This is a genomic window from Oceanobacillus sp. Castelsardo, from assembly GCF_001659985.1.
Taxonomy (GTDB): Bacteria; Bacillota; Bacilli; order Bacillales; family Amphibacillaceae; genus Oceanobacillus.
This window is the reverse complement of the sequence record NZ_LYCS01000006.1, coordinates 87,564-101,947: the sequence shown is the minus strand read 5'-3', so window position 1 is coordinate 101,947 and position 14,384 is coordinate 87,564. Positions and strand designations below refer to the sequence as shown.

At 34.8% G+C, this 14,384-nt stretch carries 15 protein-coding genes and 1 tRNA gene; 3 read left to right on the top strand and 13 right to left on the bottom strand.

Going from position 1 to position 14,384, the window contains the following annotated elements; all coding sequences use genetic code 11:
* Nucleotides 1–97: 97 nt before the first annotated feature.
* Nucleotides 98–295, bottom strand: a complete 198-nt coding sequence (locus tag A9178_RS11910; RefSeq protein WP_068675580.1) for a hypothetical protein — start codon at nucleotides 293–295, stop codon at nucleotides 98–100.
* Nucleotides 296–478: 183 nt separating this feature from the next.
* On the opposite strand from A9178_RS11910, the gene pdxK reads away from it, so the two are divergent.
* On the top strand, nucleotides 479–1,300 hold the full coding sequence (gene pdxK / locus A9178_RS11905; protein WP_068675578.1) for a pyridoxine/pyridoxal/pyridoxamine kinase: 822 nt from the start codon (nucleotides 479–481) through the stop codon (nucleotides 1,298–1,300).
* A gap of 40 nt (nucleotides 1,301–1,340) precedes the next feature.
* On the opposite strand, the gene A9178_RS11900 is transcribed toward pdxK, so the two are convergent.
* The 10 genes from A9178_RS11900 to A9178_RS11855 form a co-directional block, all read right to left on the bottom strand.
* Nucleotides 1,341–2,474, bottom strand: a complete 1,134-nt coding sequence (locus A9178_RS11900; protein ID WP_068675576.1) for a 5-methyltetrahydropteroyltriglutamate--homocysteine S-methyltransferase — start codon at nucleotides 2,472–2,474, stop codon at nucleotides 1,341–1,343.
* 100 nt (nucleotides 2,475–2,574) lie between these two features.
* Nucleotides 2,575–3,492: a LysR family transcriptional regulator gene (locus A9178_RS11895; protein WP_068675574.1), complete on the bottom strand. Its 918-nt coding sequence runs from the start codon at nucleotides 3,490–3,492 to the stop codon at nucleotides 2,575–2,577.
* Between the two features lie 119 nt (nucleotides 3,493–3,611).
* Nucleotides 3,612–5,030, bottom strand: coding sequence for a DHA2 family efflux MFS transporter permease subunit (locus tag A9178_RS11890; RefSeq protein WP_068675572.1), 1,419 nt, complete (start codon nucleotides 5,028–5,030; stop codon nucleotides 3,612–3,614).
* A 345-nt stretch (nucleotides 5,031–5,375) separates the two neighbouring features.
* A complete protein-coding gene (locus A9178_RS11885) occupies nucleotides 5,376–6,017 on the bottom strand; it encodes a DUF3889 domain-containing protein (protein WP_068675570.1) in 642 nt (213 codons plus the stop codon).
* A gap of 375 nt (nucleotides 6,018–6,392) precedes the next feature.
* Nucleotides 6,393–7,115, bottom strand: a complete 723-nt coding sequence (locus A9178_RS11880; protein ID WP_068675568.1) for an amino acid ABC transporter ATP-binding protein — start codon at nucleotides 7,113–7,115, stop codon at nucleotides 6,393–6,395.
* On the bottom strand, nucleotides 7,112–7,774 hold the full coding sequence (locus A9178_RS11875) for an amino acid ABC transporter permease (protein ID WP_068675566.1): 663 nt from the start codon (nucleotides 7,772–7,774) through the stop codon (nucleotides 7,112–7,114). Before A9178_RS11875 ends, A9178_RS11880 begins: the two co-directional genes overlap by 4 nt.
* Before the next feature lie 89 nt (nucleotides 7,775–7,863).
* The gene (locus A9178_RS11870; protein WP_068675564.1) at nucleotides 7,864–8,718 is read right to left on the bottom strand and encodes a transporter substrate-binding domain-containing protein; all 855 of its coding nucleotides are present in this window, start codon (nucleotides 8,716–8,718) and stop codon (nucleotides 7,864–7,866) included.
* 304 nt (nucleotides 8,719–9,022) lie between these two features.
* Entirely contained in the window at nucleotides 9,023–9,757 is a 735-nt protein-coding gene (locus A9178_RS11865) for a hypothetical protein (protein WP_068675562.1), read from the bottom strand.
* A 132-nt stretch (nucleotides 9,758–9,889) separates the two neighbouring features.
* Nucleotides 9,890–10,450, bottom strand: coding sequence for an NADPH-dependent FMN reductase (locus A9178_RS11860; protein WP_068675560.1), 561 nt, complete (start codon nucleotides 10,448–10,450; stop codon nucleotides 9,890–9,892).
* 634 nt (nucleotides 10,451–11,084) lie between these two features.
* Complete coding sequence (locus A9178_RS11855; protein WP_068675558.1) at nucleotides 11,085–11,300, bottom strand: heavy-metal-associated domain-containing protein; 216 nt, start codon at nucleotides 11,298–11,300, stop codon at nucleotides 11,085–11,087.
* Nucleotides 11,301–11,547: 247 nt separating this feature from the next.
* Between A9178_RS11855 and A9178_RS11850 the strand changes: the two genes are divergently transcribed.
* Together A9178_RS11850 and A9178_RS18990 are read left to right on the top strand one after the other, a co-directional pair.
* Nucleotides 11,548–12,594, top strand: coding sequence for a C45 family autoproteolytic acyltransferase/hydrolase (locus tag A9178_RS11850; RefSeq protein WP_068675555.1), 1,047 nt, complete (start codon nucleotides 11,548–11,550; stop codon nucleotides 12,592–12,594).
* Between the two features lie 84 nt (nucleotides 12,595–12,678).
* Nucleotides 12,679–12,770: transfer RNA gene (locus A9178_RS18990), tRNA-Ser, on the top strand.
* Nucleotides 12,771–12,773: 3 nt separating this feature from the next.
* Here A9178_RS18990 and A9178_RS11845 read toward each other — a convergent pair.
* Both A9178_RS11845 and A9178_RS11840 read right to left on the bottom strand, forming a co-directional pair.
* Nucleotides 12,774–13,262, bottom strand: coding sequence for a GNAT family N-acetyltransferase (locus A9178_RS11845; RefSeq protein WP_068675553.1), 489 nt, complete (start codon nucleotides 13,260–13,262; stop codon nucleotides 12,774–12,776).
* Between the two features lie 32 nt (nucleotides 13,263–13,294).
* A complete protein-coding gene (locus tag A9178_RS11840; RefSeq protein WP_068675551.1) occupies nucleotides 13,295–14,194 on the bottom strand; it encodes a TetR/AcrR family transcriptional regulator in 900 nt (299 codons plus the stop codon).
* Nucleotides 14,195–14,384: the final 190 nt, after the last annotated feature.

The following is a 14,384-nucleotide window of genomic DNA, read 5'->3' as shown; positions in this document are numbered from 1 at the left end:
AAATTAGCATACACATCAGATAATTTGCAATTATTTGCAATTTGATAAAGTAAAAAATGCAACTACCTACTCTAATGAGTTCGCAGTTGCATTAAAACTAACTAGTAAATAGGGAATTATCAAGAACAGATTGGATGTGAGCTAACTCCCTGGAAGCTTGGCGAATTGATTCTTCATATAGTAATGGATCAGAATCATATTTTTGAATAGCTTGACCAATTAATTCGTCAGATAACGACATACTCGCCCTCACTTCATTGAGCTGGTCCATACTTCTATTTTGATGGATATCCATTTCATCTCTCCTAATAAATCGTTATATACCTAGCATTATCCAAAACCAATTTAAATATTACTCCTTGAATATTTATCGCAGTAATCTTTACACTAATGACAAAAAGGTTTATTATTTACTCATAAAATATCAATATCCTAGTATTATACTATGTTTTAATTTACGATTTTAGGGGGATTTTACATGACTATGAAAAAAACGTTGACACTCGCAGGTTCTGATACAAGTGGTGGCGCAGGTATTGCAGCCGACCTTAAAACATTCCAAGAACATGATGTATACGGTATGACTGCCTTAACTACAATCGTTACAATGGATCCAAAGGGATGGCATCATAACGTGGCTCCAATTGATGTTGAACTTGTGGAAAAACAATTAGAAACAGCATTATCTGTTGGAATCGATGCAGCTAAAACTGGAATGCTTGGTTCTGTAGATATTATTGAATTAGGAGCGAAGAAGTTTAAAGAGGCGAATCTAGATAAATATGTGCTTGACCCTGTAATGGTATGCAAGGGGGAAGATGAAGTATTGCAACCAGAAAATACGGATGCAATGCGAGAATTACTTTTACCATCATCACTTGTAACAACTCCAAACCTTTTTGAAGCATGGCAACTTGCTCAAACAAACGGTCCCATCAGGGATATTGACGGTATGAAAGAAGCTGCAGTTAAAATTCACGAATTAGGCGCGAAAAATGTCGTTATTAAGGGCGGAAAAGCATTAGATTACGACAAAGCAATCGACCTTTTCTATGATGGAGAAGACTTCACCGTTTTAGAAGGGGAAAAAATTGATACGACATATAACCATGGTGCAGGTTGTACATTTGCCGCAGCGATTACCGCAAATTTAGCAAATGGTAAATCTGTAAAAGAATCAGTAACTGATGCTAAAGCATTCGTAAACGCAGCAATCAAACATGGATGGAAACTAAATGAATATGTTGGTCCTGTTATGCATGGTGCGTTTAATAAATATAAGGAAGAAGTAACTAACTAAAATTAAAAGTCGCAAGTAACGTTTACTTGCGACTTCATTTTTAACCCCAAACCTCATCTGCTACTTCTTTGATCAAGCGAAGTTTATTCCATTGTTGTTCTTCTGTTAAAATGTTTCCTTCTTCAGTGGAAGCAAAGCCGCATTGTGGGCTAATACAAAGTCGGTCTAAATCCACATATTTTGTAGCTTCTTCAATACGACCTTTAATTGTTACTTTATCTTCTAATTCTCCCGTTTTTGATGAGAAAAGTCCTAAAACAACTAATTTGTCATCACTCAAATCTTTTAGAGGTTCAAAGTTCCCTGCACGATCCGTATCAAATTCTAAATAGTACCCTGAAACATTTTCTTTTGCAAATAATAATTTAGAAATTGGATCATATCCACCGGAAGAGGCCCATGAAGAATGGTAGTTACCACGGCAAACATGCGTTGTTACAACTAAATCTTCAGGTAGATTTTCTATGGCCAAATTGTTCACACGTAAGTATAGTTCTCCAACACCTTCTACCGTTGCATTGTCTTGGCGTGCTTTCCAATAATTTTCATCTACAAGCATTCCCCATGTACAGTCATCTAATTGAACATTTCTACATCCAGCATCGTATAAATCCTTTATCACCGTTTGATATGCATTTGCAATATCTTTAACAAGCTCATTTACATCTGGGTAAAACTCTTTCGTTGCCTTTATATTTTCTGGTCGCTCTAATTCCGCCAAAAATTGAGCTGGCGCCGGAATGGTTTGTCTTGCTAAAACACTTTCTGTTGCATATTGTTGAACAAAAGAAAAATGCTTAATAAATGGATGGTTCTCCCCCCTAATTTTCCCTGTAAGACGTGCTGTTTCTGCCCGGGTTTCCTCATGATGGAACTTATAACCTTGTTCAATGGATTCTTTGTTAACTCCATTCAACCCCCACATAAAGTCTAAATGCCACCATGAACGACGAAATTCTCCATCAGTGATTACTTGCAGACCTACTTCTTTTTGTTTTTGAATTAAATCAACAATTGCTTCATCTTCTACTTTTTTCAATTCATCTTCTGAAATACTTCCTTTTGCAAAAGCCGCGCGTGCTTCTTTTAATTTTTCAGGACGCAAAAAACTTCCTACATTATCGAATCGAAATGGTGCTACTGTTCTTTCTCCGGAATTAACTTTTACAGTCATTTACTCTCTCTCCCTTTGAATTAATTTGTTAAACAAAGTGTAGCATGGAAGAGTTAGTATAGCGTAACACTTTAAAGCTATCAGTTGCTATAGCTTTAAACTATAGCAACTTTCTTTCTTCTTCAATTGATTCTTTTAAATAATGAATATAAATTTCAGCTAATGGACTATTAGTTATATTTTTATGAGTAATATAACCGACCGTAATGGTCCCATCTACTTTGAGTGGAACAGCAACGATATCTCCATTTAATTTTTTACTAATGACCCCAGTAGAAATTGTATAGCCATTTAGACCAATTAATAAATTAAACATTGTAGCACGGTCCGTAACCCGAATGTTTTTCGGCCTGGAGAGTGTGCTAAGAATTTCTTCTGAAAAATAAAAAGAGTTATAATCTCCCTGTTCGTATGATAAGTATGGAAAGGGAAGTAAATCAGATAATGTTACATACTCCCTGTTTACAAGCGGGTTAGTTGAACTAATAAACACATGTGGTGTTGCATCAAATAACTTATGGAAAATTAAATTTCCTTCTCTAATAAATTTGGAAATGACATGTTCATTAAAATCATTTATATATAAAATCCCAATTTCACTACGAAGGTTTTTAACATCATCAATAATTTCATATGTTTTTGTTTCTCTTAATGTAAACTCATACTCTTCACGATTATAATCTTCCAAAAGTCGAACAAAAGCACTGACTGCAAACGCATAATGCTGTGCGGAAACAGAAAAGTGTTGCTGATGCGGATCTGGTGTATTGGAATAGCGATTTTCCAGAAGTTCTGCTTGCTCAACAACTTGTCTAGCATAACCCAAAAATTCAGAGCCCTCTGGCGTTATAGTAATCCCTTTATTAGTTCTATAAAAAATCGTAATTCCCATTTCCTTTTCTAGTTCTTTTAATGCGTTAGAAAGACTTGGTTGGCTTATAAATAAATTCTGTGCCGCTTTACTTATGGAACGGCTTCTTGCTACTTCAATAACATATTTTAATTGTTGTAAAGTCATTTGACATCCCTTTTCTTTTTTTCATTCATCATACCATTGATTTAGCTAAAAAAAACGCATGGATTGAAAAGTCCCATGCGTTTTTTAGCAAGAATGCCAAGCTTTTATCACAACAACCTTTATCTACTTTTAATCCTTCCCTCTTCTCCTTTAACTTTATCTCGAACAAAGAATGCAATAACAAGGCCAATGACCGCAAAGATACCCGAAACAAAAAAGGATACATTCACACCATGAATAAGTCCGTTAACTCCTTCTTCTGGGATAGCAGCTGTTGTCATAATGGTAATTGGTAATGCTGTCCCAATGGCACCTGATACTTGTCGGAATGTATTGTTCACTGCAGTTCCATGTGGTATTAAATGCATAGGCAACACATTTAAGCCAGCTGTGGTCGCGGGCATCATAACCATCGCAATCCCTAACATTCGAAACGCATGAACTGTTGCAATATACGTAAATGTCGTCTCAGCCGTAAGAACTGCCAACATAAATGTAGTGACCGTAATAAGAATCAAACCTGGGATCAATAACCACCTAGCCCCAAATCTGTCAAATATTCTACCAGTAATAGGGTTCATGATGCCTTGCAGGACAGCACCAGGTAATAATGCTAATCCAGATTCGAATGCGGTGAACCTGTGCATATTTTGCATATACAATGGTAAAACAACCGCCGCACCAATCATTGCCATAAATGTAACCATTCCAAGCGCAGTCGTTAAGGTAAACATTTTATATTTAAAAACACGCATTTCCAAAATGGGTTCTTTTAAGCTTAATTGTCTTAAAATAAACCATGTAAGTGTAATGGCACCAACAACAAATGAAACGATAACTTGCATACTTCCCCAACCAGCACTTCCAGCGATACTAAATCCATACAATAAACCACCAAATCCAAAGGTAGATAAAATAATCGATAAAACATCAACCTTAGGGTTCGATAATTTCGTAATGTTCTTAAGTATAAAATAAGCAACGATAATATTAATAACAGCGATTGGTAAAATCATATAAAACAACGTTCGCCATGGTGCATTCTCAACAATATATCCAGATAAGGATGGTCCTATCGCTGGAGCAAATGCAATAATCAGACCAAACATTCCCATTACTGTTCCACGTTTTTCAATAGGGAAAATAAGCATCATAATCGTTTGCGAAAAAGGCATTAAAATACCTGCACCTGCTGCTTGAAAAATTCTACCTAGTAGTAATATAGAAAAACTTGGTGAAATAGCAGCGAGTAGCGTACCTACTGCAAATAATCCCATTGCAGTTAAAAATAAGGTCCTAGTTGAAAACTTTCCAATCAGAAAAGCGGTGATTGGAATCATTATACCGTTAACAAGCATAAACGCGGATTGTAGCCATTGCACCGTGTTTTCATCAATATGTAGATCTGCCATAATATGAGGCAATGCAGTACCTAGTAACGTTTGATTTAGAATTGCAATAAACGCTCCTGAAATTAATACGATTAGTAAAGGCACTTTATTAATACTCTCAGTCCCCTGTGAATTTTGATCAGACAATTCTTGTTCCTCCTTCTTAAGTTTATTGGATAAATGGTTTTATACATTATTTCAAAAGGTTGATTTTTATAAGAGCAATTTTAACATAATACCAAAACAGAAGAATAATATCAAGATAATTGTTTTTTCCCCTTATATTCTTTATTAATAATTCAGCACTTTGCACGTAGTATCTGTTTTAATTTACCCAAATTTAAAGAATTATAACTGCATTAGAAAATTTGGCATTCGCTTTAGACTAGGTGAATTTATGTAAATCGTTACAGCAAGGAGAGTAATCGGGTCTCAAAGAAAAGGTTATGTACTATCCAATTAGTTAATAAGAGAAGTGCAAACACATTGTGTTTACACTTCTCTTATTTGGATAGTGCGAAGTCGATTCAATTCTGGATTGTAGAATATATCCCCTTGAATTTCAAGTGTTTCATGAGATTTCTGCAACTTGAACGAATAACTTTCTTTCATTGTAGTTTCCGATACCCTTGTTTTAGTCAATAAATGATATTCCTTCATTCGATATCCTGGATAGGCTGTTTCAACGACATGGAGCAAGCGTGCCCCCCATCCTTCCATTTGGGAATCGGAGGCAGGAATAATTTCTACATTTAAAACTCCTACACTAGGATTGACTCCTAAAGCTTCAAATGCTTTCCGATGAATATTTATTCTATTGGATGGATACCCTTCCACCTCATCCACTACCATGACAACAATTTCCCTACCATATGGAGCCTGTATATTTTTTAATCTTATAAATTGACCACATCGATAAGGTGAATCTTCCCCAACAGCTGCTGTCATATAATTATTTTCTGACCACGGTAATTCACATTTCGTTACCGGCCCTCCATATGTCCATGTAACTTGCCCATGTACTGGTTGTCTTTCATCCATAGTAAATGCGTCGTTTCTTTCATAGGGTATACCGGATTGATATGGAAAAGAATTCCCATAATAAGGGAGTTGATAAAAATAATATGGAAACATTCGTATTCCTCCTGTTTATAAGGTAAAAACGATTATTTAGTTATCTTTAAAGAAGACTTGGTTCGAAGCTTGGCGGCACTTATTTCTCGCCTGTAGAGGCGGGAGTTTTAGTAACGCCACGTAGATAAAAGTCGATTAAAAAATCCTTCTTGATAACATATTATCCAGGAGGTAAACTCGTGACTATTTATATATTTTAGTATAAAAAGACGCCTATACAACAATGGTATAGGCGTCTTCGATATATTTGTGGCGAAAGAACTATGTGTTCACATTCACATATATTTCATTATCTTTCGACTTACACAAATCAGCTCATCGCTTTTTTAGAATAACATAAATCCCCACCTTTAACCATAGGGAATTTTTTCTTAATTATAGTACTTTATCTAAAAATTCCTTTGTTCGATCTGATGTAGGGTTTGAGAAGATAACATCTGGACTGCCTTCTTCCATAATAATCCCTTCATCCATAAATAAAACACGGTCTGCCACTTCTCTTGCAAAACCCATTTCATGTGTCACAACAACCATCGTCATCCCTTCATTAGCAAGTTGTTTCATTACTTCAAGTACTTCCCCAACCAGTTCAGGGTCAAGTGCCGAGGTCGGCTCATCAAATAACATTAATTTTGGTTCCATTGCAAGTGCCCTAGCAATGGCAACACGTTGTTGTTGTCCACCAGATAAGGATGATGGATATTTATCAGCCTTATCCGATAAACCTACCTTCTTAAGTAATTTTAGCCCACGTTCTTTCGCTTCATTTTTGGAGAGTTTTCGAACTTTCATTGGGGCGAGCATAATATTTTCTATAACTGTCTTATGTGGAAATAGATTAAATTGTTGGAATACCATCCCTACTTCCGTTCGAACCATATTAATGTTTGTTTTCTTGTCTTTTAAATTAAATCCATCAACGGTCACCTGTCCACTTGTGATGGACTCTAACATATTTAAACAGCGTAAAAACGTACTTTTTCCGGAACCACTTGGTCCAATGACACAAAGAACTTCAGAGGAGTGAATCTCACAATCTATCCCTTTTAACACTTCATGTTCTCCAAAACTTTTGTGTAAATTTTCTACTTTAATCATTGGACATCTAACCTCTTTTCAATCATTCGTAATATAAACGATAATGTTAAGGTAATAATTAAGTAAAAGACTGCAACCGTTGTATAAATTTCAACAGCATTAAAATAGTTAGATGCAATTAATCTACCTTGAAACATTAATTCTGGAACAAGAATAACAGATAATAGAGAAGTATCTTTAATACTAATAATAAATTGATTCCCTAGCGGAGGGATCATTCGTTTAAAGGCTTGAGGCCATACAATGTAACGCATCGTTTGATTATGGGTTAAACCAAGTGATCTTCCCGCTTCTACTTGTCCTTTCGCGATGGACTGAACCGCACCACGTACAATCTCGGCAATATAGGCTCCAGAATTAACAGCAATAACGACAATTCCCGCTGTTACAGATGCCATATTATATCCAGTTATTAGCGGTAACGCAAAGAAGATCCAAATTGCTTGTACAAGTACTGGTGTCCCTCGGATAACTTCAATATATATGGATGAAATTCCATAAAAAATTTTGTTTTTGGATATACGTCCAAGTCCAAATATAGCTCCTAAAATAAAACCGATAATAAGTCCTATGATTGAAATGAGTAATGTATAATAAAGACCCGTACCAAGCTCTGGTAAAAAGTCAATCACACCAGCCCAATTAAATCTGCCTTCCATATCTCCACCTCTTAGAATGAAAACAAGGCTTATCTTACATGAGATAAGCCCTATTTTTAGATTTTTTCACTTGAAGCGTACCTCTTATATTATTCTTGTTTTGCGCCAAACCATGTTTCATAGATTTCATCATATGTGCCATTTTCTTTTAGTGTAGCAAGTGCATCATTAATTGCAGTAACTAATTCTTCCTTCCCTTTCGTAATAGCGATTCCATAGTCTTCTGCTTGATATAGTTCTCCAACTGCTTTTAATTTTTCTCCTGTAGTATTAATATAATAATTCACGTTTGGAGCATCGTATAGAATGGCATCAGCACTTCCATTCTCTACTGCCAAATAAGCTTGATCTAGTTGTTCATATTCTTTAGGTTCTGCACCATCAATATTTTCTTTAATAAATTGCGAACTTGTTGAACCCATACGTGTCGCAACTATTTTATCTTCTAAATCTTCAATACTTTGAATCTCATCATTATCTTTAGCAACCCCAATCTGTAAACCAGATTCATAGTAAGGATCACTATAATCAATTACTTGTTTTCTTTCTTCCGTAATGCTAATTCCAGCTATAGCAATATCAAATTGACCAGTTTGTAGACCCGGAATTATTCCATCGAAGTTTGTTGTTTCTAACTCGATTTCAAATCCAGCTTCTTCAGCGATAGCTTTAATTAGCTCAATATCAAATCCAGTATATTCTCCATCTTCACCTTTAAATTCGAATGGAACAAAAGATGTATCACTAACAACCGTATATGTGTCTTCTAACTCACTTTCGCTAGCACTAGACTCTTCTTCCTTATTAGCCGTTTCCTTCGCACCATTTGTTTCTTCCCCGTCATTACTTGAAGCTGCGTTATCCCCTCCGCAAGCTACAAGTAGTAAAACAAACATAAGTGACACCAATAATGCTAAAGTTAATTTCCATTTACTTCTCCCCATTTAATAGGCCCCCTTTTTATCTCTTACTTAATTTATATAATCAATTTGGAAAACTAATACCATTAATGTTAGCAAATTATACACTTTTTAGAAAATTCTATTTTTATTCATATCCCTGAATCTAGACGGTTTATTCATATTAAAAGTAATATAACTTAAGAATGCTTATATATATTCACAATTACTCTTATATACTTGGATTTGGTAAATAATGTAGTCGACTAGAATAGGTAAATAGATCGGGTATAATTCATACAGAAAGAAAACAGATCGCTTAGCTAATACTAAGCAATCTGTTTCATTTCTAATGAAGTTCACCTTCAAAAGGATATACTCTTTGGCTTTTTGCTTCATCATAATAGACTGTAATAATCATGTCCAAAATTTCTTCTGCATTTTTACCATTTGTGTCAATCCCAAGTTGAGTAGCTGCTTGTAAAATTTTTGTTTCTTGAACTTCTTTTGCTAAATCACGCAAGTCTTTTCCATCCGTATCAATTCCTAATGCATCTGCCTCTTGTTTTATTTTCTTTTCCTTGATCATCTTTTTAAGTTCTTTACTATCTTTATCTTCTGTAGTGATTCCTAATTCCCCAGCTTTTTGTTTTATACTTTCTTCATAAACCATCTTAGCAAGTGTCTTCGGATCCTTTCCATCAGGTTCGATTCCTAGTTCTTCCGCTTTCTTTATTATTTTCGCTTTATGAACTTTTTTCTTTATATCTTCAATACTTGTATCTTCAACCTCTATTTTTATTTCTAGCTCCTCGGCAGCATTCATTATTAATGCTTCATAAACTTCTTCTTTTAAAGTTTCCATATCTTTACCTTCTATTTCCATTCCAAGCTCTTTCGCGTGTAACTTTACCATAGCATCTGAGAAAAAGTGACCTTGTCCTTTATTATCTTCCGCTTTATTGTCTATTCCCCAAACAGATTCAATCAACGGATGATGATCGGATTTTGCAGAAGTAGTAGGAGCTATCCAAAACATCCCTAATACCATCGTACTAATTAATAAAAATAAATATCTATTCAATAAATTCACCCCTAAATGTATTTTTCATAAAGTAGTATGCCCGGAAAGAAAATGAAAATGTATTCCATTGGATGAAATAAAAAAAACGCTCAGATTATGAAAATCCAAGCGTTACATTCATCTATTAATCTATTAATATGAAGTGTTAAATTCTACTGTTTTTTCAACCCATTTTACATATTGTTCCATTACAGAATCAATAAATTGAATGGTAGCTTCATCAGTTACATTACCATACTCATCCATCTTTTGATGTACAGAGCCTACATAAACTTCATTTCCAGGTAATGTTCTAGTCGAAACATTCCCAGCATTTAAAATTTGGCGAAGGTGTAATTGAGCTTTCACAGTACCTAATACTCCCATAGAAGCTCCAACAATCATTGCTGGTTTATTCACTAAGACTGGTTCCACTCTTGAAAACCAATCAATAGCATTCTTTAAGACAGCCGGAATGGAGGCATTATATTCAGGAGTTGCAAATAAAATACCGTCACTTTCTTTTATCTTTTCTCTTAATATTTTTACGAGTTCTGGGGGATTTAATTCTTCATCCTCATTAAAGAAAGGAAGTTCATTTATAGGAAGAATCTCGATTTCTACTTTATTCGAATATCTTTCTTGCATATACCGAACTAATTTCATGTTATAAGATTCTCTCCGAACACTTCCTACCATTGCTACTATTTTCATACATGTATTCCTCCATATGTATATTCATTCTTGTAATAATTATAAATCTATTATTCCAAAGAATCCCCACAACATCAAGTGACGTTTGTTTCACATAATGGATAATTCTTCCGATCTTAAATTTTAATTTTCTAATATTACCCCCACACGCCGGACGAATGCCAGAACAGTTGGAAAAAATCAACGTTCCGCTACTCATACAACCAATGAGTGCCGGTACACATGGAAAAAGTCAACGCTCGCTACTCATACGACCGATGAATGCCGGAACACATGGGAATAGTCAACGCTCCGCTACTCATACGACCGATGAGTGCCGGTACACATGGGAAAAATCAACGCTCCGCTACTCATACGACCAATGAGTGCCGGAACACATGGGAATAGTCAACGCTCCGCTACTCATACGACCGATGAGTGCCGGAACACATGGAAAAAATCAACGCTCCGCTACTCATACGACAAATGAGTGCCGGTACACATGGGAAAAGTCAACGCTCCGCTACTCATACAACCAATGAGTGCCGGTACACATGGAAAAAGTCAACGCTCCGCTACTCATAAAGAAAGAAGAACACTAGACATATCATAAATATCTAGTGTTCTCCTTTTTATATTAATCCAACGTTACATTTTATTTACTATGTACGACTGGATAGCCTAAATCTTTAATCAATTCTTCAATTTGTTTTACTTGAATTAGCTTCCCATCATATTGTGCTTCTACTCGTTTCGAACTAAAAGAAACATATGCGGAAAATATTCCTTTTGTTGTGTTTAATGTGTTTTCGATATTATTAATGCAAGATGGAGAAGTTAATGGTTCTAACTCAAACACTGCTGTATGCAATTTATCTTTCCTCCTAAGTTTTAATCAATCGTATTGTAAACTATTCATAGATTAAAATACACCTTATTTGCCAGTTGTCATAATTTGTTCATACTGTTTTATTAGTAGAAAAATTTATAATTTACCGATCAATTCGAAACGTTTTATAAAGAAGATGGTTCAGGCGGAGTTTTAGTAAAGCTACGTAGAAATAAGTAAATATTAGATGTAGAATAATAAATAAACAACTAGTACAAGGATGGTAAAAATGAAACAGATATATAGTGATATTATCCAATTTCGAGGAAGCCATTATGAATTTGGATATTTACAAGGAAAGCAATTAAAAGATTCATTTATCGTGAATAACCGTAAACGATTTTGGAAATTACGTAGACCTAAATTCCAAATTAATCAAAATGAAACAAAACAAATGTTAAATCATTTTGCACCTGGAATTTGGGAGGAGATTGAGGGATTACGGGATGCGTTAAACGAACCGATGGAGGAAATATTGTTAAACTATGGTGGCTATCGGGTGGAAATTGAAAAAAGTGGTTGTTCCATCTTTACAGGTAAAGATTTTATGGTGCGTAATTATGATTATCACCCAAAAACATATGAAGGACGATTTAGCATTTTTCAACCAAATGATGTTGGATTTGCTATTATCGGACCACAACAACGCATAACCGGCAGAATGGATGGAATGAATGAACACGGCCTTGTATTAGGTTATAACTCTATCCACCGAAAAAAACCAAAAGATGGATTCGTTTGTCATATGATTGGACGAATCATACTCGAAAATTGTAAAGATGTTGGAGATGCGATTATGATGCTAAAAGAAATACCACATCGACATTCTTTTAGCTATATCGTACTAGATAAAAAAGGGGAAACCTATATAATAGAGGCAAGCCCACGTTCGATTCAAATACGTCAATCCAACATGTGTACAAATCATTTTGAACTTCAACAAGATGAAAACAAGCGATTTTTAGATGATTCCTATCGCCGTTTACAAGCCATGGATGAACAGCAAGAACAAGCTACAGATGTTTCCAAAGCATTCCGGTTGATGAACGATACAGATAAAGGTGTATTTTCTAAGGAATATCAAAATTGGGCTGGTACGATACATACCTCCACTTACCTGCCTAATGAAATGAAAGTAGGCTTTGCATTAGGAGGAGATCAGGAACCAACTGTCTTCGATTTTAAGAAATGGTTAAACGGAGAGAACATAAGCCTAAAACAAATTATTGGTAATATTGACACAAACTTGAACTTTGCTCATATGGAAAAAGCCTAAACACTACTTGGCTGAAAGGATAAAAGCATTTAAAATAATTTACTAACCGTTAGTTGAGGAGAAATCCACTCCTCTTTCTATAACGGAGAACTACCCAAACCCAGCTGAGGGGGATGCACTCGAAATGCATTAGGACAGATAGCCGTCGCGTGAGTCGAATCCCACCTTCTCCGCCATTTCTACATTCTACCTTTATCCCCTTTCCTCTTCATTATGAGAAACTCTACCTTTTTATTAGTAAACCTCCTTTTTACAACAAATCCGAACTTCTCATAAAGATGAATAGCACGCTGATTAAATGAAGCAACTGTTAAGCGAAGATCCTTTTCTACATGGTTTTCCTGAACAAATTCAAGAATAGTAGAAAAGAAAAGATAGCCATACCCTTTACCAGTCAATTCTGGCCTCATTCCAACTCCTATGTCCACGCATTTCTCTTTATATAGACCTTCTACCTCTCCATTAGGTACCCGAGCTGATTTCCCCACGCAAAAATATCCAATCAATTGATTTTTCTCATTTAACACAACAAAATATCGATTAGTAAGAAGTTCCATAATAGCGCTTCCTGATAACACATTATTATAAAAGTTATACGGTTTTTCATATTTCCAACAAAGCGCCTCAATTGCATACTTTTCCGTCATTTTCTGTATCAATAATTGCATTCTATCTCCTCGTTTTCACAAATACTTTCCGCCTAGTTGAAAGCCTTAGTAGATGAATTTTCATTTTTCCATCTTTCCATAAATCGCCACACTAGCTGAGATATTTTTTGACCTTCAAATTCCATATCTTTTATCTTCAATTCCTTTTGTAATGATTCAAGTACGCTTTCTATTAAGTAAAGTCTCGGTTTCTTTTCTTGAAGTTCTTCTAATAAAAATTGAAGATAATCATGGATTTTTTTATTTTGAACCGTTGACATTAAATCCCTCAGTTGAATGATGATCACTTCTTTATAATTCTCGCAATCTTTTGGTTTATTCGATGCATGTAAATAGTCGTTTGTGAAAAACACAGTATCAGACTGATTGATTTGGATTACCTGTTTCATTCTCTGTAGGGCAAACTTAATAACATCCTCTGTTTTTTTCATTTCCATTTTAAACAATTTCGTGGCATACATACCTTGTTGGAGTATTCCTAATAGCGAAATTGCATGATCCAAAGCGTGGTTACTAATTTCAGCCCCATACAAATCTACCAATCTATTTGCAATCCATTCTAGTTCTAATTTATAATGCTTTTCCATAAATTTCTTTAAATCTTCGTCATCTGAAATGGGGATAGAATGAAACAATGCCATCAAATTATGTTTTTTATCCATTTTAAAGCGCACGTCCACTTGCTTGATAAACACAGTTTCATCATCTAATTCTTCGTGGAAGACGAGTTTCATACGCTCATTTTTAATTTCTTCATTTACTGAATCTAGTATAGCCATTAAACACTCGTTTTTAGAATTGAAATAATTATAAAAAGTGCCCTTTGCGATTTTAGCTTCTCTCAATATATCTTGAATGGATGTCACGCGAAATCCTTTAATTATAAAAAGTTTTTGAGCAGCATCCATAATTTGCTTCTCTTTTTGGTTCATAAAAACCACCTTTGTAATATTAGTCTATTTTATTTTAGAGCCTAAATCCCATAAATTCAATGTTTAATATAAAAAAGAAAAATACTATTGCTATTTTTGGACTATCGGTATAAAATGTATAAAGTCTAATTAGTATATGAGAATCCCCCACTGTTTTAATGAATGGGGATCCTTTTTGTAAAATGTAAAA